The 18,652-nt window shown below is 61.3% G+C and carries 18 protein-coding genes; 12 read left to right on the top strand and 6 right to left on the bottom strand.

All coding sequences use genetic code 11. The features are described 5' to 3' along the window. Positions 1–14: 14 nt before the first annotated feature. Complete coding sequence (locus Q7J44_RS20150; protein WP_304882907.1) at positions 15–371, bottom strand: hypothetical protein; 357 nt, start codon at positions 369–371, stop codon at positions 15–17. A gap of 168 nt (positions 372–539) precedes the next feature. On the opposite strand from Q7J44_RS20150, the gene Q7J44_RS20145 reads away from it, so the two are divergent. The 5 genes from Q7J44_RS20145 (at position 540) to Q7J44_RS20125 (ending at position 7,531) form a co-directional block, all read left to right on the top strand. Beyond that, on the top strand, positions 540–1,937 hold the full coding sequence (locus Q7J44_RS20145) for an oligosaccharide flippase family protein (RefSeq protein WP_304882906.1): 1,398 nt from the start codon (positions 540–542) through the stop codon (positions 1,935–1,937). Beyond that, on the top strand, positions 1,934–2,659 hold the full coding sequence (locus Q7J44_RS20140) for a CatB-related O-acetyltransferase (RefSeq protein ID WP_304882905.1): 726 nt from the start codon (positions 1,934–1,936) through the stop codon (positions 2,657–2,659). The genes Q7J44_RS20145 and Q7J44_RS20140 overlap by 4 nt, the downstream gene beginning before the upstream one ends. A gap of 297 nt (positions 2,660–2,956) precedes the next feature. After that, on the top strand, positions 2,957–5,089 hold the full coding sequence (locus Q7J44_RS20135) for a right-handed parallel beta-helix repeat-containing protein (RefSeq protein ID WP_304882904.1): 2,133 nt from the start codon (positions 2,957–2,959) through the stop codon (positions 5,087–5,089). Further along, positions 5,067–6,467 carry an O-antigen ligase gene (locus Q7J44_RS20130; protein ID WP_304882903.1) on the top strand — a complete coding sequence of 467 codons (1,401 nt, stop codon included), beginning with the start codon at positions 5,067–5,069 and terminating at the stop codon, positions 6,465–6,467. The genes Q7J44_RS20135 and Q7J44_RS20130 overlap by 23 nt, the downstream gene beginning before the upstream one ends. A gap of 20 nt (positions 6,468–6,487) precedes the next feature. Next, positions 6,488–7,531 (top strand): glycosyltransferase family 2 protein, encoded by a 1,044-nt coding sequence (locus Q7J44_RS20125; RefSeq protein ID WP_304882902.1) that lies wholly within the window; start codon positions 6,488–6,490, stop codon positions 7,529–7,531. A 69-nt stretch (positions 7,532–7,600) separates the two neighbouring features. On the opposite strand, the gene Q7J44_RS20120 is transcribed toward Q7J44_RS20125, so the two are convergent. Next, positions 7,601–8,221, bottom strand: a complete 621-nt coding sequence (locus Q7J44_RS20120; protein ID WP_304882901.1) for a hypothetical protein — start codon at positions 8,219–8,221, stop codon at positions 7,601–7,603. 351 nt (positions 8,222–8,572) lie between these two features. Beyond that, on the bottom strand, positions 8,573–9,589 hold the full coding sequence (locus tag Q7J44_RS20115; protein WP_304882900.1) for a replication initiator protein A: 1,017 nt from the start codon (positions 9,587–9,589) through the stop codon (positions 8,573–8,575). Positions 9,590–10,060: 471 nt separating this feature from the next. Between Q7J44_RS20115 and Q7J44_RS20110 the strand changes: the two genes are divergently transcribed. From Q7J44_RS20110 to Q7J44_RS20100, 3 genes are all read left to right on the top strand, one after another. Further along, on the top strand, positions 10,061–11,467 hold the full coding sequence (locus tag Q7J44_RS20110; protein WP_304882899.1) for an AAA family ATPase: 1,407 nt from the start codon (positions 10,061–10,063) through the stop codon (positions 11,465–11,467). 157 nt (positions 11,468–11,624) lie between these two features. Then, positions 11,625–12,659 (top strand): ParB N-terminal domain-containing protein, encoded by a 1,035-nt coding sequence (locus tag Q7J44_RS20105; RefSeq protein WP_304882898.1) that lies wholly within the window; start codon positions 11,625–11,627, stop codon positions 12,657–12,659. After that, positions 12,652–13,386: a serine protease gene (locus Q7J44_RS20100; RefSeq protein WP_304882897.1), complete on the top strand. Its 735-nt coding sequence runs from the start codon at positions 12,652–12,654 to the stop codon at positions 13,384–13,386. The genes Q7J44_RS20105 and Q7J44_RS20100 overlap by 8 nt, the downstream gene beginning before the upstream one ends. A gap of 27 nt (positions 13,387–13,413) precedes the next feature. Here Q7J44_RS20100 and Q7J44_RS20095 read toward each other — a convergent pair whose 3' ends face one another. Beyond that, positions 13,414–14,619 (bottom strand): glycosyltransferase family 4 protein, encoded by a 1,206-nt coding sequence (locus Q7J44_RS20095; protein WP_304882896.1) that lies wholly within the window; start codon positions 14,617–14,619, stop codon positions 13,414–13,416. Positions 14,620–15,041: 422 nt separating this feature from the next. On the opposite strand from Q7J44_RS20095, the gene Q7J44_RS20090 reads away from it, so the two are divergent. From Q7J44_RS20090 to Q7J44_RS20075, 4 genes are all read left to right on the top strand, one after another. Then, the gene (locus tag Q7J44_RS20090) at positions 15,042–15,836 is read left to right on the top strand and encodes a metallophosphoesterase (protein ID WP_304882895.1); all 795 of its coding nucleotides are present in this window, start codon (positions 15,042–15,044) and stop codon (positions 15,834–15,836) included. A gap of 138 nt (positions 15,837–15,974) precedes the next feature. Then, positions 15,975–16,124, top strand: coding sequence for a hypothetical protein (locus tag Q7J44_RS20085; protein ID WP_304882894.1), 150 nt, complete (start codon positions 15,975–15,977; stop codon positions 16,122–16,124). 137 nt (positions 16,125–16,261) lie between these two features. Then, on the top strand, positions 16,262–16,615 hold the full coding sequence (locus Q7J44_RS20080; protein WP_370693047.1) for a DUF1403 family protein: 354 nt from the start codon (positions 16,262–16,264) through the stop codon (positions 16,613–16,615). A gap of 1 nt (position 16,616) precedes the next feature. Then, on the top strand, positions 16,617–17,201 hold the full coding sequence (locus tag Q7J44_RS20075) for a DUF4304 domain-containing protein (protein WP_304882893.1): 585 nt from the start codon (positions 16,617–16,619) through the stop codon (positions 17,199–17,201). A 180-nt stretch (positions 17,202–17,381) separates the two neighbouring features. On the opposite strand, the gene Q7J44_RS20070 is transcribed toward Q7J44_RS20075, so the two are convergent. Next, positions 17,382–18,275, bottom strand: a complete 894-nt coding sequence (locus tag Q7J44_RS20070) for a metallophosphoesterase (RefSeq protein ID WP_304882892.1) — start codon at positions 18,273–18,275, stop codon at positions 17,382–17,384. Between the two features lie 74 nt (positions 18,276–18,349). Further along, the coding region (locus tag Q7J44_RS20065; RefSeq protein WP_370693045.1) for a DUF6634 family protein at positions 18,350–18,652 on the bottom strand (303 nt) is incomplete at its 5' end.

Here is an 18,652-nt window from a genome sequence, read left to right as displayed (position 1 = left end):
ATGTCCGTTCAGGTTCAAGCGCGCAACGCGCGGCGCTGCATTCCGGCGAAATCCTTCAGATTCCGTCGCAGCGGATTTTGTCTGGCGGCGGCAGAGATTTGCAACCCCTCATAGCGGGGAACAGGCCAGCCAGCCAGACGCAAGGCCGCAAGGCGCAAAAAAAGGGCGCGGCGGCGTTCGCGCTGGCCGGGTTGAATCGCGGCAAGGGTCTCGGTCTTGGCCGCATCCGCCTCAAGGGCGGCCAACACCCCACGCGCGCCGCTGTGGCTGGGCACGCCTGCTCCTGCCGCCACGACGCTTTGCCCAAGGCCCGGACAGACCGCCGCGATCAGCACCGGGGACAGGGAGGCAGAGATGGGGGTCAATGTCATTTCCTTGGGCGCAATCTTGCATCCTGAGAGAAATACATTTGCCTATAAGACGGAATTCACATGATTTTGCCAGCCCCAATTCGGTGCAGCGCACGCTTCATGCTTGACCCTGATAGTCCAAGGGTCAAGAAGCAGTGCATTGTCCTTTTTCAGGGTCCGGTTCTTTTCATGCTGCGCACCGCACTTCTGATTCTGTCGGGCAATGCGGCGGCCTCTTTGCTGTTGCTGGCGCGCAATCTGATCGTGGCCCGCATGATTCCGGTGGCGGATTATGGCATTGCCGCAACCTTTGCCTTGGCGATGGCGGTGGTCGAGATGGCCTCGGCCTTTGGTCTGCAACAGCAGATCGTCCAGTCCAAAGACGGCGATGATCCCCGGTTTCAGGCCGCACTTCAGGGGTTCCAGCTGCTGCGCGGCGTGGCAAGCGGTGTGGTCCTGTTCTTGCTGGCCGGGCCTCTGGCGCGGTTCATGGGTATCCCCGAGGTGATCTGGGCCTATCAGGTGCTGGCCGTCGTGCCGGTGCTGAACGCGCTGGTGCATTTCGACATTCACCGCATGAACCGGCAGATGCAGTTCGGCCCGCTGCTGATGACGGGCGCCATGCCTGCCGTGGTGGCGCTTGCGCTGGTCTGGCCCCTGTCGGTCTGGTTCGGTGACTGGCGTGTGATGCTGTGGTCCATCCTCGCGCAGTCCGGGATCAGCGTGCTGACCTCGCATCTGATGGCAGAGCGGCCTTACCGTCTGGCCTGGGACAAGACCATCGTTGCAGGATCGTTGCGCTTTGGCTGGCCCCTGCTGGTGAACGCGGTTCTGATGTTTGCGGTGTTTCAGGGCGACAAGCTGATTGTCGGCCGGGTCATGGGGATGGAGGCGCTGGCGATCTTCGCCATGGGCGTGACCCTGACCCTGACGCCGACGCTGGTGCTGGCCAAATCGGCGCAGAACATCTTTTTGCCGAAACTGTCACAGCTGGCAGAGAACCCCGCTTTCAGCATGACCGCACAGCAGACAATGCAGACTGTCTCGCTGGCAGCCTTGCTGTTCACGCTGGCCACTTTGTTGATCGGAGGACCAGTTGTGACCCTTCTGCTCGGGACAAAATACGCCACGCTTCTGCCTTTGCTCATCTGGTTCGCCGTCACGCAGGCTCTGCGGGTGATGAAGGCTGGTCCAGCAATTGTGGCCCTTGCCTTGGGGCATACCACCAATCCGATGGTGGCCAACATCGTGAGGGTGATCACACTGCCGCTGGCTTGGTTGCTTGCCCTTCAAGGTGGCGGACTGCAGGATATACTGATGGTTGCGCTAGTGGGCGAAGGTTTGGGTCTTATCGTTTCCATTTTACTCTTGGTCCGGCACCTGCCTTTGCCCCGCACCAAAGTGCTCGGGCAGCAGACAATCATCGTGGCCCTGATTCTAGCTGCAGGAGCCTGGTCTTGGTATCAACCGCCCGGAGCCGACATCGCCTCTTGGCCTGAATGGCTTTTCTGCAGTCTTGCTCTGCTCTTTGCATTGGCCATCATGCCTGAAACAGCACGGGGAATTTGCCGCATGAGGATACGATGACACGGGTACTTCCTGATAATCCTTGGACACCGGACGCATTGTCGCGTGCTCTCATGTCTGACATCAAGGCCCGACACAGACTGGCGCTCGCCCTGCGACGACTGTACCGGATCAACCGTCTGCGTAATCTGATAAAACGGATTTGCCTGCGCCTTGAAGGCGGACAGATGTATTCAGCGACATGGCGCCAGATCCTGCACGACTTTCATGGCGTCCAGATCGGGCGCTACAGCTATGGCGATATCCTGAAGCCCGGCCTGCTGCCCCCCGGCACCGTTGTCGGCCGTTATTGTTCGGTGGGGATGCAACTGATCGTCCGGCGCCGCAATCATCCGCTGGGGCGGCCCTTCTTGCACCCGTTCTTTTACAACAGCCATCTGGGTCTGCTGCAACAGGACACGATCCACGCCATCCATGACAACCCGCTGAGCATCGGTCATGATGTCTGGATCGCCGATCGTGTCACGATCCTTCCGGGCTGTAAGTCCATTGGGAACGGTGCCGTGATTGCAGCGGGTGCAGTCGTTACCCGTGACGTCCCCGCTTATGCGGTGGTTGCCGGCACTCCCGCACGGCAGATCAGGATGCGCTTTGGCCCGGACCGGATCGCAGAACTGGAAGCGAGCAGATGGTGGAACCAAAGCATCGCAGACCTGATCAGGACGTCCCAGATCACGGGCATTTTCGGACCCGATCAGGACAGCCCGCTACCGGCTCAATAATACCCCCCACAATACCCCCACCGACACAACCGGATCAGAGTGCACTCCGTCTGCCGCAAGCCCGGCCCTTTGCGCACACAGCCGACGCATGTGGATGAGCGGCCTGCACAGCATCTCAGCAAGCTGCGGCAACAACGGACCCGGGGCGGCGGAGTAACACTCATTTGCAAGACTGGCGGCATCTGACGGGTCGGGAAAAATTGACTTGGCAGACACGATCTGCAAGTCAACGATCAGACAGGTTATCCGGGTTTTGGAAAGCGCTCTGACTCGCGGGCAGATGTGGAGGACAGCGGAATGTTGAGCGCTGGCAGAAAATTCATCGGGACACTGGCCCTTCTGTTTGGCCTGGGCCTGCTAACTGTGGCATCGGCGCAAACCACCGTGCGGCTTGCACCGGGGGACAATCTGGCCGAGGCGATCACAGCCGCAAGACCAGGGGATGTTCTGGAACTCCGGGGCGGCGATTATGGCGCGTTGACGGTCAGACGAGCGGGGGGAGAGCCCGGACTGCCGGTAACTGTAAGATCGGCCGATCCGGCCAATCCGGCCCGGTTCTCCGAACTCACTCTGCACGAGATGACGTATCTGGTGCTGGACGGGTTGGTCTTCGACTATCGCTACAGCGCCGGGGACAAGCACAATATACGGCCGTTCCGGCTCTTGTCCTCCCGCGGGCTGACCATCCGCAACAGCCTGTTTGACGGCGACAGCGCGCCCGACGACAGCCCCGGGAACGCCGCTTATCCCACGGGTTTCGGGATCGGGGTCCGCAGCTCTGCAGACATCCGGCTGGAAGGGAACGATATCCGGGATTTTTATCGCGGGCTTGTGGTGCATGACACGGTCGGCATGGCGGTGGTGCGCAACGACATTCATTCCATGCGCATGGACGGGATGAACTTTTCCCAGGTCGAACAGGTCCTGATCGAGGAAAACCTGGTCCGCGATTTCACGCGCGCCCTCGATTCCGATGATCACGCCGACATGATCCAGTTCTGGACCACAAAGACCGAACGTCCCAACCGCGACATCACAATCCGCAACAACGTGCTGAATTCAGGCCTGGGCGGGTATACGCAGTCGATCTTCATGCGCAATGAAGAGGTGGATACCGGCCGGGCCGGAGCGGAAATGTATTACCGCAACATCACCATCGAGGGCAATGTCATCATCAACGCCCATATGCATGGGATTACGGTCGGCGAAACCGACGGGCTGATCATCCGCAACAACAGCGTGCTGCACAACGCGCGCTCTGACGGCAGACGGCAGAATGTCAGCCTCTGGACCCCGCAGGTGCGCGTCGCCGGCACCTCGCGCAACGTGCGGATCGAAAACAACGTGCTGCACAAGATCAGCGGCCATGAGCGGCAGTCCGACTGGACCGTCCGGAACAATGCCGAGGTTCAGGACCGTTTTGCAAACCAACCCAATCATTACAATGCCCTGTTCATGGCCCCGATCAACGGCGATCCGCGTGACATCGGATCGTTCCGCCATCTGCCGGGCGGCGCATTGGCCGGGTCGGGGCTTGGGGCGGCATTGCTTGACAATGCCTCAACTGCTGTTTTGCCCGAACTGGATCTCTCCGGTCTGGGGCCCGCCGTCCGCACCTTGCCCGACCCTGACCGCCCCAACCGGTTTACCTTCGACATTGCCGAAGGCAGCGCCAAAACCGGCCTGGACCTGACTGGCACCCGGGCGGTCTGGGACTTTGGTGACGGGAGCCATGCCGAAGGCATCACTGTCAGCCATACCTTCGACAAGCCGGGCCTGTTCAACGTCGCATTGACGCTGACGCTTGCTGACGGTCAGGTGCAGACCAGTTCGGCCCGGGTCACGCCGCGCCGGCCGGAGGTGATCGAATATGATCCGCGGGCCGGAACCATCACCTCCTTCGTGGAAGAAAACCCAAGTGTGCTGGATATTCCGGTTCAGGCCGGCAGCCTGAAGCTCGGTGGCGGGAATGCCCTGATCACAGTGCCGCGCGAAAGCCTGACCCCGTTTTTCGGCGCACGCAGCTTCAGCCTGCAGACGCGTCTGCGCACGGATGGCGGCTACAAGGCGGCAGGTGTCGTCCTTCATCTGCACAAGACACTGATCGTCACGATCAGCGGGCGCGGCACCGTTGATGTGGAGTTCACCACCGAAACCGCGCGCCTTCTGAAGGTCAGCACCCCGCCAATTCCCATTCTGACCGGAGACTGGGTGGATCTGACCATCGACTATTCGGATGCTGACCAGATGCTGCGCGTGCTGGTGGACGGCAAGGTTGCAGCACAGGGACGATCCTCCGGGCAGATCCGCCCCCTTGAATACTGGGGGCTTTCGTTGGGGTTTGCTTTTGAGAACCGCAACAGCTTTCAGGGAGAAATGGCGCACTTGGTTCTGAAGGTTGGAAAAGATGGTACTTCGACTGGGAATTGAAGCCACGCAGGTGCCGGTCGCGCGGGCCAGTCTTCCCCTGCCGGTCATCCTCTATCTGCTGGCTGTTGTCTTTCCAGTTGTGTTCAACCTGGGCCCCATCGTCATGACACTGGTCCGCATAGTCCTGCTGATCATGGTCCTTCCGATGCTTGTCGGCCTGTTTGCGGGCCGGTTCGGGAAACTCATCCCGACCGACGGGCTGTTTCTGGCGCATCTGATCTGGATGATTCTCGCACTTGCGGTCACGACACCGGCGCAGGTCATTACGCAAAGCGGCTCTGTTGGCGTTGAGTTCATCGGCGGCTATCTGATGGGCCGATGCTACATCCGGGATCGGGCAAGCTTTCTGGCGCTGTGCCGCTGGCTGGTCTTGCTGGTGCTGGTGTCTCTGCCCTTTGCCCTGCACGAGACCATGACCGGGCGGCCGCTGATTGTTGAAACCATCCGCAGCATCCCGGGACTGACATCGGTGGCGGTTGTATATGCTGAGCAGCGTATGGGTCTGGAAAGGGTTCAACTGGTCTTTGCCCACCCGATCCATTACGGGCTGTTCTGTTCTGTCGTCTTCTCGATGTGTTTTGTGGCGCTGAAGGATGTGTTCTCGTTCCCCCGCAGGATGATCAGCAGTTTTGGCATCATGCTGTGTGGATTTCTCGCCCTGTCAAGCGGTGCCCTGCTGGCGGTCCTGCTGCAGATTGCCCTGATCGGCTGGGCGGCAACCTTTGCGCGGATCCGCTGGCGGTGGTGGCTGCTGGTCGGGCTGTTCGTGCTTGCCTATGCGGTCATAGATATTTTCTCAAACCGCTCACCGATCCGGGTCTTCATGAGCTATGCGACGTTCTCCGCCCACAACGCCTATTGGCGCGGGATCATCTTTGAATGGGGTGTCAAGAATATCCTCGGCGACGCAGCAGAGAACATCCCGGCCGCAGTCTGGTTCGGGATCGGCCTGAACGACTGGGTCCGCCCCGTGTACATGTATTCCGGCAGCATGGACAACTTCTGGCTGGTGACCGCCATCAGATATGGCGTGCCCGGGTTGATTTTCCTCAGCCTGGGTATGATCCTGGTGATTTTTCATGTCATGCGCCGCCGTTTCGACGGTGATCAGGCGCTGATCAACATCCAGCGGACCTGGATTTTCACCATGCTTGGCCTGTCCTTTACCCTTACCACGGTCTATGTCTGGTCGAATATATTCTCGTTTGTGTTCTTCATCTTCGGTGCCGGTGTCTGGCTGATGACAGCCAGCCCGCTCAAGAGATCCGAAGATGGTGCAACACTCGGCTCCAACGACACGGCAGACCCGAAAGCCCTGGCGTCGCCCTATACCCGTTTTGACAAGCGGAACCGAAGAGACGTGCCACACCCTGCCTAGTCAACAACACTGGATTTCACATGGCTGATACTCCCTGCCTTGGTGTGGCGATCTGCACCTTCAATTCCGCCGATGTCATACTGGACTGTCTGGAAAGCCTGTTGGCCTCCACCGGGGTCGCATTGCGGATCGTCATTGCCGACAATGCGTCAGGCGACGATACCGTCACGCTCCTGCAGGACTGGGCGGCGGGGCGGCACGCCTATCTGATGCCGGAAAACTGCCCCTTTGCCTTCACCCCTGCCGCGCGCACCGCTTCCCTGCCCCTGGATGGCACCGCCAGCCCCGGGCTGCCCCACCGGATCCGGCTGGTGGAGACCGGCGTGAACGGCGGATTTGCCGCCGGGGTCAATGCGGCCCTTGCCGTGCTGGCAGAGGACCCTGAGGTCGACCGTTTCTGGATTCTCAATCCGGACAGTATGGTGCCGCCGGACACCGCGCGGGCCTTTGCCCTGGCGCAGGGACCGGAGGCGGGTTTTGCGCTGATGGGCGGGCGGGTGGTCTATTTTGACACGCCCGATCAGATCCAGATTGATGGCGGAACCCTGAACCGCTGGACCGGCGTGACCGGCAATCTCAACGTGAGAGGGCCCCATCCGGGCGCACCAGAGCCTGATCCTTCAGACATGGCCTTCATCACCGGTGCCAGCATGGTTGCCTCCCGCGACTTTATCGCGACCGCGGGGCCGATGCCGGAAGACTATTTTCTGTATTACGAAGAGGTGGACTGGGCCTTGCGCCGGGGGGCTTTGCCTCTGGCCTATTGCCCGGGCGGCGTGGTCTATCACCGCGCCGGAACGTCGATCGGATCGCCGACACCCTGGCGCCCGGCCAGCCCGTTTTCGCTTTACTTCAAGCATCGCGGGCGGTTGCGGTTTATGGGGCGGCATTTTCCGGCCGGGGTGCCGACGGCCTTGCTGTATTCCGTCGCCAAAGCGGGGCAGTTGCTGCTCAAGGGCTATCCTGTTGAGGGGTGGACCGTGTTGGCCGCCAGTCTTGGCCTGCCGCCCTCTGCCCGCGTGCGGGCGCGACTGTCGCCCGAGGCGCAAAAGCGCGCCTTCTGACCCGACACCAGAAAATACAAAAGGCCCGGGCGTGATGCCGGGCCTTTTTACGCGGGCAGACCTGAAACCTCAGGCAGCAGTTTTGCGCGACTTGCGGCGCTGCGCCACAAAGCCCATCAGGCCAAGCGCGGTCAGGCTCAGCGGAAGCGCGCCCGGAACCGGGACAGCCACCAGCTCAAACGTTGCATTCACAAAACCAATACCCGCACGGCCCTGGACGAAGGACGTGCCATCAGTGCCGAACACGGTATCCGCAAGGGTGATCTTGATGCCGAGCCCGGGGGCAATGCTGATGATGCCACTGATGAAGGTCGCCAGGGCGCTTGCCGGTGCTCCGGCAACACCAAAGCTTGTGCCAAGGATGGTGAGGCTGCCGATTGCGCCGCCAAAGTCAAAGGTGGCGGTGCTTGGGCGCGGGATCAGATCATCAGGGTCAAGCGGCCCGTCGTAATGCACCAGACCGTAGACATTCATCGAAACGCTGTCGCCTGCGTTGGTCAGGTCAAAGCTGTAGGTCGCGCCGTTGAAGGTCTGCGGTCCCGAAGGAGACAGAACAACAGCGCGGGTTTGCAGACCATCCATACCGGGAACACGGAACGGCGTTGCGGTCACATCAACCGAGTAGGTCGCTGCATGCGCGGCACCCGAAATGCTTGCCGCGGCAACGCAGGAAAGAAGGAACTTTTTCATAACTATACCTCGAGGGTTGACGTTCTTTCATTCCAGTTATCACGACGGCATCCATACGCAAGTTTCCAAATCGGAAATCGCAGCATTCACGCCTTATTTCACGTAACTTTCGCACTTGTGCCCAGCCAATAAGCACTATGCTGTCGCGGCACCCCCGTTATTGTTTCCATTTGGCCAACCGTTAACAAAAACATTAATAAAAACATTAACAAAGACGGGGCGGCCAGACCGCGCAACCACCGAATCCCTCAGACCGGTCCGGAGAGGGAAAAGCGGGAGGGGCAAAACGTCTTTTGCTGGCTGGCCCCGGGGCAACCGCAGCGCAGCGGCAAAGCCCGCGCAGACAGGCCATCAGCCGCGCTTTTTCAGCCAGCCCAGAAAGGCCGCATCCGGGCTGCGCAGCTTTGGCCGGCCTGATCGGTGCCAGATCTCGCGCCAGTCCGCCTCCAGCGCATAGATGTCCCAGCCCGGCATCATGGCGCGGGCGGACTCGAGCGTGGCGGGTTTCAGCGCAGGTCCTGTCTGCCCCGGCAGCACCACCACATCGCGCCGCCGCACCGCAATGATATCGCCCGGCTCTTCCGACAGGTGATAATCCGGCAGCTGATCGGCCGTGATCATGTCGCGCATCATCTTGCGAAACACCCGGAGCGGGCTGGCCGAGCCGGATTTGCGCGCCAGCACTTCCAGGCTGATGTGCCATTCGGCCTGCCGCCCGCAATGCTTGCGCGCCAGCTCATACACCCTCCGCTCCAGCGGTTTGCGCAGGCGGAAATAATCCCGGCTCAGCGTCAGCACCGATTTCGACATCACCGCGCGGAACAGCCAGTCCGACAGCGTGACCGCCACCTGCACCATGCGCCCGCCTTTGGTGGCGCGCACGATCTGCCAGCTCTCAATGAGGCCAAAGCCGGTGGTGACGTCCTGCCCGCCGGTCATCATGTTGGTGGTGATCCTTGTGCCCGCCAGCCGCTCGAACGCCTCGCGCAGCCGGGCGTAACCGTCACCGGAGGTCTCGCGGTTGGTGGCGACCATCAGATCATGCGCGGTCAGCCGCAGATGCCGCGTGATCTCGCGCCCGGCATTGATCGCCGCCATCAGCTGGCTGATGCAGTAGATCAGGATATCCTTGTCAAACAGCGTGGCCAGCCCCCTGACCGAGGGCGTGACCGTGATCTCGGTGCCGTTGTGGCTGTAGGACAGGATGCGCAGATCGGTCCGGGTCGAGAGCGAGAACAGCGGATGCTCCATGCTGGCCATGTCATCCTTGGGCAGCGCATCCAGAAAATCACAGATGAAAAAATCGCCGCCCCGGGCCTGCACCCTGTCAGGCAGCAAACCGCCCTGCCCCGCCAATACCGCCGCCATGCTCTGCCCTCTGCCTTGCACAGCCGCCTGGGATCCTTCGATCTGCCGGCCATGCACCCCTGTTCCGGGGTCTGTCGAAACTTCGTGGTTTCATTAACACCCAACTTATCCACAGCGCGGCAAAGCACCAAGCAGAAATTTGGCCTGATCGGGGTTTCAGAGTCGGGGCTTCGGGGTTCCGGAATCGCATGATCGGGGTTTCAGAGTCGCCCCATGGAGCGATGTGGCATTTTTTTCTTTTAAGATCATATGGTTGAAAATCTTCGTCGACACGTAACTAATAAACTAACACATATCTAACAAAACCCTTGGGAACCTGCGACGCAGACCACGCGCCATGCCACCCAATGCGCCCAAAGCAACCTGTTGATAATGCTATAGAAAATATAGACCGCCCGAGAAGGTAGCACCTTTTCTTTCATGTGCTGTGTTTTTGTGTATATTGATGAAAACAACGCATATGAGGCAGCTATGGCCCGCGAATCGAGCCGTGACCCATCCCCAGATCTTCCGCCCTATTTCAACCTCTCGCCCGATGCGGCGTTGTCAGCGCTGGGGGCGCCGGTCAGCACCCGGGATCTGGCACAGATCGCAGACCGGGCCGGCAAGGGCCGGGACGAGCTGGCGGCACGCGGCATGGACGCAGCCGGGCACAAGACCCTGCGGCAGTTTTCCACATGGGAGATCTGCCGCTATCTGATCCCGGTGGCGCAGGGCCATTTCCGCCGGGTGCTGAAAGCCAACCCCACCCTGCCGCAGGGCCGGTCGGAGACCGAAGGCGGCGCGAAATGGTTCAGCCTCGATGAGGTGCTGCGCCTGCGCGCCTTCTTTGCCGCCGAAGGGTCCAAGGCCAAGGACTACCTGCCCTACCGCCCCGCTGGTCTGCCCGCCAAGATGGTGGCCGTGGCCAACTTCAAGGGCGGGGTCGGCAAGACCTCGACCTGCGCGCATCTGGCGATGTCGGCGGCGCTGGATGGCTACCGGGTGCTGGTGATTGATCTGGATGCCCAAGGCTCGATGACCTCGATCTTCGGTGGCAAGGTTGCCGATGAATGGCAGACCGCTTTCCCGCTGATCGCCGGCCATTATGCCCGCCACCTGCAGGCCGAGAACCGCGCCCGTGCCGATCGTGGCGACACCCCCCATCCGCTCGATGCCACCCTGACCGAGGCCCTGAAGATCACCCCGGATCAGATCATTCAGAAAACCCACTGGCCCAATATCGACCTGATCGGCAGCCAGCTGAACCTGTACTGGGCCGAGTTCCAGATCCCGGTCTGGCGCATGCAGGCGCGGGGCTGGAAGCTGTGGGATGCGCTGTCGGATACCTTGGCCGACAGTGGCATCCTTGACCGTTATGACCTGATCTTCCTCGACACCCCCCCCGCCCTTGGCTACCTGACCATCAACGGTCTGGCCGCCGCCGATATCCTGCTGGTGCCGCTTGGCGCGTCCTTTCTGGAATTCGATTCCACCGGCCGGTTCTTCGACATGCTGCATTCCACCTTTGCCAGCATCGAGGAGGGCGAGAATATCGCCGCCCGCGCGCTTGGCCGACCGGAGCTGGCCTTTGAATGGGATGCGGTGCGCACCGTCATCACCCGCTATGATGGCAGCCAGCAGGCCGAGCTTGCCGCCTTCATGCAGGCCTATATGGGCCGCGCCATGGCTCCGCAGCGGCAGGAATTCACCGCGCTGATCGGGCAGGCGGGTGAACAGGTCAACGGCATCTATGAGGCCGATTACCGCGACTTCAACCGCGACACCTATATCCGCGGGCGCGAAACCTTTGATGCCACCTGGGCCGAGTTCAAGAAACTGCTCTACGGCATCTGGCGCCGCGATGATCTTGCCCGTGACAAGGCGGCGGCGGAGTGAGGGGGGCGCGCACAAGACCTGCCCCAAATGTTTCGCGCGCGAAACATTTGCCGGGTCCGGCCCGCGCACGCTGGTCTGACAGAATGGCAAGATCCGCCGGACAGACTGGCCAGACCATTTGCGCAGATTCTGGCGCAGCACATTCCGGAGATTGCCCATGGCAAAGCGCAGACGTCTGACCTCTTTTCCCTTTCTCGCCGAGGATACCGGCTCTGAGCGGGCGCAAAACGAGCCTTTGGAAACCAAGGCCTTTCTGCGCCCGGGTCTCGGATCACCGGCCCCGATTGCGCAGGTGGTGGCCGAGGCTTCGGCGCAGGCCGCGCTGACCGAGCTGTCAGATGCCATGGCGCGGGCCCGGGCCGAGGGGCGGCTGGTGCTGCGGCTCGCGCTCGACCAGATCGACTGTGACCATCTGATGCGCGACCGCATCAGCCTTGACGAAGACGAGCTCGCCCCTCTGATGACCTCGCTGCGCAGCCATGGCCAGCGCACGCCGGTCGAGGTGGTTGAGCTTGCCTCGGGGCGCTTCGGGCTGATCTCTGGCTGGCGGCGGATTCAGGCTCTGACACGGCTGTTTTCCGAGACCGGAGAGCAGCGGTTTGCCGAAGTGCAGGCCCTGCTGCGACAGCCGGGCAGCGCGCAGGATGCCTATGTCGCGATGGTCGAGGAAAACGAGATCCGCCTTGGCCTGTCCTATTACGAACGCGCCCGCATTGCCGCGCGCGCCGTCGATGCCGGTGTGTTCGAGACGGAAAAACAGGCTCTGCAACGGCTGTTTGCCTCGGCCAGCCGGGCCCGCCGGTCCAAGATCGGCAGCTTTTTGTCGCTGTACCGGCTGCTGGATGGCGTGTTGCGTTTTCCTGCCGCCCTGCCCGAACGGCTGGGTCTGGCCCTGGCGCAGGCGCTGGACCAGCGCCCGGCAGAGGCGCAGGCGCTGGTCGACCGCCTTGCCGCCGATCCGGCCCCGGATCCGGCGGGCGAACAGGCGCGGCTTGCGGCGTTTGTTTCGGGCAAAACCGGCTCTGACACCGCGAAAACCAAGGTTCTGCCGCCGTCTGTCAAAGAGTTCAGCCCGGGCGTGTTTCTGGAAGTCTCCGGCGGCTGGTCGCGGCCGGTGCTGACCCTGTCCGGCCCAAGGGTAGACCCTGATTTCCGCGACGCGCTGGAGCGCTGGCTGGCGACCCGTGGGTAGCGCTGCGGCCCTTGTCGCAGTCAGCCTGCTGGCGCTTCTGGCCGCGCCGGTGGTTGCGCAGACCCCTCCGGCCAGCCTTGGCCGGATCAGTCAGGGGGCCAGCGTGCAGCCCGGAACGCCGGTCTGTACCGGCGCGCTGGTGGCCGCCGATCTGGTGCTGACGGCGGCGCATTGCGTGCGCGGCGCGGTCAATGATCCGACCCGCATCCGGTTTCACTTTGGCTGGCGCAGGGATGTGGCGGGGCGCAGCCTTGGCCCCGCAGACCGGCGCTTTTTCGACCTGCGCCATGGGGTCGAGGTGATCGTGACCGAGGCACCGGGCGGGCCCGGCCTTGCGGCTTTGGCCGCAGATGTGGCTCTGATCCGGCTGAACCGGCTGGTGATGCCGGACAAGGTGGCACCGCTTGCGCTGACCGCGCCGGGCCGTCTGCCGCCCCTGGGCACGGTGTTTGAGGTGTTTGGCTTTGACCGTCAGACCCCGGACCAGATCGGCGACAAGCTGACCTGCCGTCTGACCGGGGTGGTCCCGGGCCTGCTGGGTTTTGATTGCCCGGTGGTGTCGGGCAATTCCGGTGCGCCTGTCCTGCTGTCGTCGGAGGCGGGCTGGTCGGTCTCTGCCGTGATGGTGGCGGCAACCACTGGCGCGGTGCGGTCCTGGGCCGTGCTGCCGCCGGACTGGCTGCGCGACCGGGTGACGGCGGGAAATGTTTCGCGCGCGAAACATTAGCAGGCCGAGGTCAGGCCGCGCCGAAATCTAGCGCCGCTTGTCAAACACCCGCGCATAGGCTGCCAGAAGCTGTGGCACCGAATGTTGCCAGGACAGCGTGTCCAGCACCCGCTGCCGCCCCATCTTCCCCATCTGCTGCGCCTCAGCCGGGTTGTCGATCAGCCAGGCGATTTTCGTGGCGAAATCCACCGGATCATTGGCGCGGGCGTAAAGTGAGGCATCCCCGGCCGAGGCGCGGCCTTCGGTCAGATCAAACTGCACCACCGGCTTTTCCAGGGTCATGTATTCCATGACCTTGTTCATGGTCGAGATGTCGTTCATCGCGTTCTTCGGGTCGGGCGAGACCCCGATATCGACCGCGTTCAGCGCCGCCAGCATGTCATCGCCGAACAGGGCGCCGGTAAAGGTGAAATACCGCTCCAGCCCGCGGCCCGCGACATCGGCCCTGACCTCTTCCAGCGTCGGGCCAAAGCCCACGATGACGAAATGCACATCGCGCTTGTCCAGCTTGCGGATCAGATGCTCAGCCGCCTGCACCAGCAGATCCATGCCTTCCTGCTGGCCGATCACCCCGACATAGCCCATCACCGTGCTGGCACCGCGGCGATAGTCACGGTTGCCGGGGCCGGGCAGAAAGGTTTCCACCTTGGGGGCCGAGCGGATGACGAAGACATCTTCGGGCTGCATTTTGCCGCGCCGGATCGCGATCTGACGGAAACTTTCATTGGTGGCCATCGACACATCGGCCACGGCAAAGGTCATGCGTTCCCAGATCAGCATGATCCGGTACAAAAGCCCGCGCTTGTTGAACTTGGCCTCGAACAGCTCGGGGCAGACATCGTGATGGTCAAACAGATAGCGCACGCCCGACATCCGGTAGCGCAGGCCCAGAAGGAAGATCAGATCGGGCGGGTTGCAGCCATGGATCACATCAAACCCATGCTCGCGCCGGACCACGCGGGCCAGCCGGAACATGTGCCACAGCGCATGCAGATATTCGCGGGCATAGGCCACAGCCCCGGAATGCGCCTCGACAGGTTCGGGGTAGCGGTAAATCTGGACGCCGTCGATCTCTTCCCGGGCCTTGGTCCAGCCCCGCCCCATCGGGCAGATCACCGACACCTGATAGCCTGCTTCGGTCAGCGAGGTCGCCTCCAGCCAGACACGGCGGTCAAGGGGAACAGGCAAATTCTCGACAACGATCAGAACGCGGCGCGGATCTTTGAATTGCATCTGTTCCCTGTTCAATCATCTTTGTGAAATTGCTGCTTTATTCCGTAGCCATATCCAAAGAACCGGGGCAAGAAAAGCGTATTCCCCTTGCACCGCAGCAAAGCCACATATCTTCAATATATGTCACAAGCATAAACCTCAGGCTTCGCTGAGCATCAGAATTCAGCTAGATTGTTTCCAAAAGAACAATAAAACAGCGCGACCGGGGAGGGCAGGGCTGAATGATATGCAGGATCATAACAACAATTGCCGGCAGCATGACCGGCGCCATATGGATGGTAATGTCGGACCCTCAGACGGCCTTGCCGCTGGATGTTGCTCTGGCCTATCTGGCCGGGGGGCTGGCGGGATTTGCGCTGACACTCCTGTGGTACCCGGTTTCGTCCTGAGTCCAGACGGAGCCCTGACTTCATGGAGCAGGCATGGCGATTTCGCGTTTTCTGAAGCGGCTCAAACCGCAACCCCCCTATGCCGCCCTGCCTGCCCCAAAAGACCCGGTCTGCATCATCGGTGACATTCATGGCCGGTCTGATCTGCTGGACACTCTGGTCCGGCACCTGTGCCATGAGCCCGATCCCGCCCGGACCCGCGTGATTCTGGTGGGCGATCTGATTGACCGCGGGCCAGACAGCGCCGGGGTGCTGGCCCGTGTGCGCGACTGGTGTGCCGCCCCCGCGCCCTTTGCTGCGGTCGGGTGCCTGATGGGCAATCATGAACGCATGATGCTGGATTTTCTGGAAGACCCGGTGTCACACGGGCCGCGCTGGCTGTCGAGCGGCGGGGATGCAACGCTGGAAAGCTTTGGCCTGTCGCCGTACCGCCGCCTGCCGGGCAGCGCCCCCGGCAGCACACTTGTTGCGCTGCGCGACGATCTTCTGGGGGCCCTGCCGGACGGGCTGCACAGCTGGCTTCTGGCGCTTCCGCTGATCTGGCAAGAAGATCACATCGTCGTCACGCATGCCGGTGCCGACCCCGGCCGTCCGATGGAAGCTCAGACAAGCACCAGCCTGCTTTGGGGGCATCACAGCTTCATGACCCGTTCCCGCAGCGACGGGCTGTGGGTTGCACATGGTCATATGATCACCCGCACCCCAAGCGCCCGGAACGGACGCATCGCGGTGGACACCGGGGCCTGGCGGACTGGCTGCCTGACGGCAGCGGTGCTGAATGCACAGGGTGTGTGTTTCATCTCAACCCCCCCGGGTGACGCGGTCTGATCGCCATTCCAAAAATGATCCCTGCAGCCGCCAGAGGTGGGAAATGTTTCGCGCGCGAAACATTTGGCCGGTGCAGGCAGCAGATGCGGCACCCTTGCGCGAGGCCGGGCGCTATGCTGCCTTCCGGGGCTGACCCCGATGGTCGAGGCCGAGGGTGCGGCATGGATTGTCCGGGTGCAGGAACTGGCTGCGGTGTCTGAACCCGAGCTGAACCAGCGGGTCGGGACGCTGATCCAGCATCGGGACGCCTTGAAGCGCGCGCTGGGTATCCTGATCGACGGCATCTGAGGGAACGGGGGCGCGCATTTCGCCCCCTTTGTTCTGAGACCCGATAATGCAGGATTATCGGACATAATTTGGATATGAATGATGCAGCGCTTTTTTTAAAAAATACCAGACAAAAGAGCCGCCATCATCTAAACTGACTGCATGAGAAAATCCCGCGTCAAGCCATCAGAACCCTTGCCGATGCTGGTGCCGCTGAGGCGGGCGATGATCCGGGCCCGGCGGGAAGGATCTTTCGGCATTGGTCCAAAGCCGTGGCGAGGCCGATCTCCGTGGCGCATCTGAGCCGCGCGCTGGAGGGCGCTGCGACCGATCAGATTGTTCAGTGTCTGGATGCCGGCGGCTCAACCCCGGTGGATCGCGCGGCGAAAGCACTCGAGGCGTGGCTGGAGGAAACGCCGCGCGGCGAGACTGCAACCCTGATCCTCGCAGATGCCGTGCTGGCACAATCGCTGAGCTGGCCCATTCCCTCGGCCCGCTTTTGGACAGTGTGACTTGAAATATCCTAAAGCCCTGACGGAAATCTGGGATACTGTCTCAAAGAGCCTGGGGGCGAAAGATTGGACATTGAGTATGACGAATACGGCAGACATGAGCAGCGCACTAAAAACGCACTGCGTGCCTACTCTGCGGAAAATGGGCCTCAAGGGCTCATTTCCAAATTTCTATAGGGATGTCGATGGCTTTGTGTCGCTGGTGAACTTCCAGTTCCATGCCCCCAGTGAAAGGTTTTGCATCAACTTGGGTTTCGCTGATCCTGAGCGCAGAAATGTTGTGGACGACTGCAAATCTTTCGCGCCAAATAAACTCCGTGTCTCTATGACCGGCGCTTTCTACCGGAACGGAATCTATTTGCCCGACCGCTGGCGCGTTGGTCAGCAGCCTGTTGGCGACAGATTTTTCAGCGATTCCTGGTTTTCTTATGCCGATGGGCAGGATGAAGGCGACCGCGAAGGACAGGCAATCGATCTAAGCCAGCTGGCACGGCACTGCGCCGATTTGTTGATGCAAGAGGCAGAAGATTGGTGGACAGGACGCCGCAAATTTGTAGCCTCTACCTTTCTGGAGCATGGCTCCTAGATCAGTTGCCCTTTGACTGCGACGCCCGCGCTGCTGGATCGCGCATCGGGTGTCTTTGGGCGCCGCCGCTGTAACGTGTCGGGCTGATGTGTCAACTGGATAGCATTCCTGCCGACCTCGGCTTCGATAGTCTTGAACGATGGCGATATTCGGCTGCCCTTATCAGGAACACCGGATCGGTCATTTTGTGCTCCGATCATCGTCTGCATCAAGAATGCACAGATCTCGAAGTGGATGATCTCCCGGAAACCTCGCCTCACCGGGGTAGCCCATCGAGATATTGCGGATGTCTGTTTTGCCGACAATGGCCGCAAGGCGGCGGTGCGAATGACCGAAGAACCAGTAGTCGGGTTGATGGCGTGCAATCATGTCCGACAGGTCCGAGTGGAAAGCTGCCGTCAGCGTGTCCTGGCTGCCCGCAGTGGCGGGATGGGGCCCGTGGTGCGTGACAACCACTGTTCTATGATGCCCTGCTGCAGTTGGTTCAGAAAGTACGGCATCAAGCCATTCTCGATGATCGAGATGCAATGTCAGTATGTCTGCCGGTGTCACAGCACGCGGACGTGCTAGGCCCGGCACAGTCGATGAGGGATCGAACGACCACTTGCTTGCGATGAGACGAAAATCGTTCATGAGGGCCCGCGCCTCCTGCATCGCCTTTCTTGTGTCTCCACCCAAGGCAAAATCGGTCCAGAGCGTGCAGCACAGGACCCGGGTTGATTCGTGATGCAGCACGCGCTTTTGCACGTAGGTCGCGCCTGCAGCATTGGTCATCTCAAGCAGCTCGGCTTCGCGGTCGAGGGAGTGCCGGTAGAAATCATGGTTGCCCGGAAAAACATACGTCCGGTCGGACGGAATATAGCGGCGCAAGAACCTGAACACGTCTGGCCAGGTCTGTGTCGGATTGTTGGCAAGGTCGCCAGCGACAATGAGGGCGTCTATGCCCGACCAGTCGACCTGATCGAGGCCATGAGCAGCAAATGGATCTCTGTTGGACCTGGGATAATGATCCATATGCAGATCGGCCAGAATGATCAGTCTGCCGGTGACATATGGGACAACAATAGGCGACATGGTGACCCTCTGATTGGGCATGCTGAGGCCATCGTGGAAAACGACCTCGCGCGCAGCATGTGCGTTCGACACTGTCAGGGCCTGGATTTGCCGGAGACGGACCCCATGATCAGAAGATCGATCATCCCCGATGAGGACGGGACAACGCCGTCGAGGATCAGCTCTGCAAGAAAGCGGGGCTCATGATCGCCCAGCCTGTAATAGCGGCTCCATGTGCGCGCCCAAGCCTGTTCCGGGTTCACTTGCAGATAGGGCGATGTGATAATCCGCGCACCGTCGCGAAGGCGCGGATGACCCGTGACCTTGCCGAACAGGCGTGGTGTTGGATCCATCACACCTGCGCACCAGGTTGCAAGCAAGGGTGCTGCGTCCAGTTC

Origin of the sequence: Pseudotabrizicola sp. (assembly GCF_030656345.1) — a bacterium.
Taxonomy (GTDB): Bacteria; Pseudomonadota; Alphaproteobacteria; order Rhodobacterales; family Rhodobacteraceae; genus Pseudotabrizicola.
Note: the sequence above shows the minus strand (reverse complement) of the source record. Positions and strands in the feature narration are given on the sequence as shown.

Excerpts from the sequence above, each read along its gene's own strand:
- Q7J44_RS20150 (WP_304882907.1), bottom strand. The coding sequence starts at position 371 with ATGACATTGACCCCCATCTCTGCCTCCCTGTCCCCGGTGCTGATCGCG.
- Q7J44_RS20145 (WP_304882906.1), top strand. The coding sequence starts at position 540 with ATGCTGCGCACCGCACTTCTGATTCTGTCGGGCAATGCGGCGGCCTCT.
- Q7J44_RS20140 (WP_304882905.1), top strand. The coding sequence starts at position 1,934 with ATGACACGGGTACTTCCTGATAATCCTTGGACACCGGACGCATTGTCG.
- Q7J44_RS20135 (WP_304882904.1), top strand. The coding sequence starts at position 2,957 with ATGTTGAGCGCTGGCAGAAAATTCATCGGGACACTGGCCCTTCTGTTT.
- Q7J44_RS20130 (WP_304882903.1), top strand. The coding sequence starts at position 5,067 with ATGGTACTTCGACTGGGAATTGAAGCCACGCAGGTGCCGGTCGCGCGG.
- Q7J44_RS20125 (WP_304882902.1), top strand. The coding sequence starts at position 6,488 with ATGGCTGATACTCCCTGCCTTGGTGTGGCGATCTGCACCTTCAATTCC.
- Q7J44_RS20120 (WP_304882901.1), bottom strand. The coding sequence starts at position 8,221 with ATGAAAAAGTTCCTTCTTTCCTGCGTTGCCGCGGCAAGCATTTCGGGT.
- Q7J44_RS20115 (WP_304882900.1), bottom strand. The coding sequence starts at position 9,589 with ATGGCGGCGGTATTGGCGGGGCAGGGCGGTTTGCTGCCTGACAGGGTG.
- Q7J44_RS20110 (WP_304882899.1), top strand. The coding sequence starts at position 10,061 with ATGGCCCGCGAATCGAGCCGTGACCCATCCCCAGATCTTCCGCCCTAT.
- Q7J44_RS20105 (WP_304882898.1), top strand. The coding sequence starts at position 11,625 with ATGGCAAAGCGCAGACGTCTGACCTCTTTTCCCTTTCTCGCCGAGGAT.
- Q7J44_RS20095 (WP_304882896.1), bottom strand. The coding sequence starts at position 14,619 with ATGCAATTCAAAGATCCGCGCCGCGTTCTGATCGTTGTCGAGAATTTG.
- Q7J44_RS20090 (WP_304882895.1), top strand. The coding sequence starts at position 15,042 with ATGGCGATTTCGCGTTTTCTGAAGCGGCTCAAACCGCAACCCCCCTAT.
- Q7J44_RS20085 (WP_304882894.1), top strand. The coding sequence starts at position 15,975 with ATGGTCGAGGCCGAGGGTGCGGCATGGATTGTCCGGGTGCAGGAACTG.
- Q7J44_RS20070 (WP_304882892.1), bottom strand. The coding sequence starts at position 18,275 with ATGTCGCCTATTGTTGTCCCATATGTCACCGGCAGACTGATCATTCTG.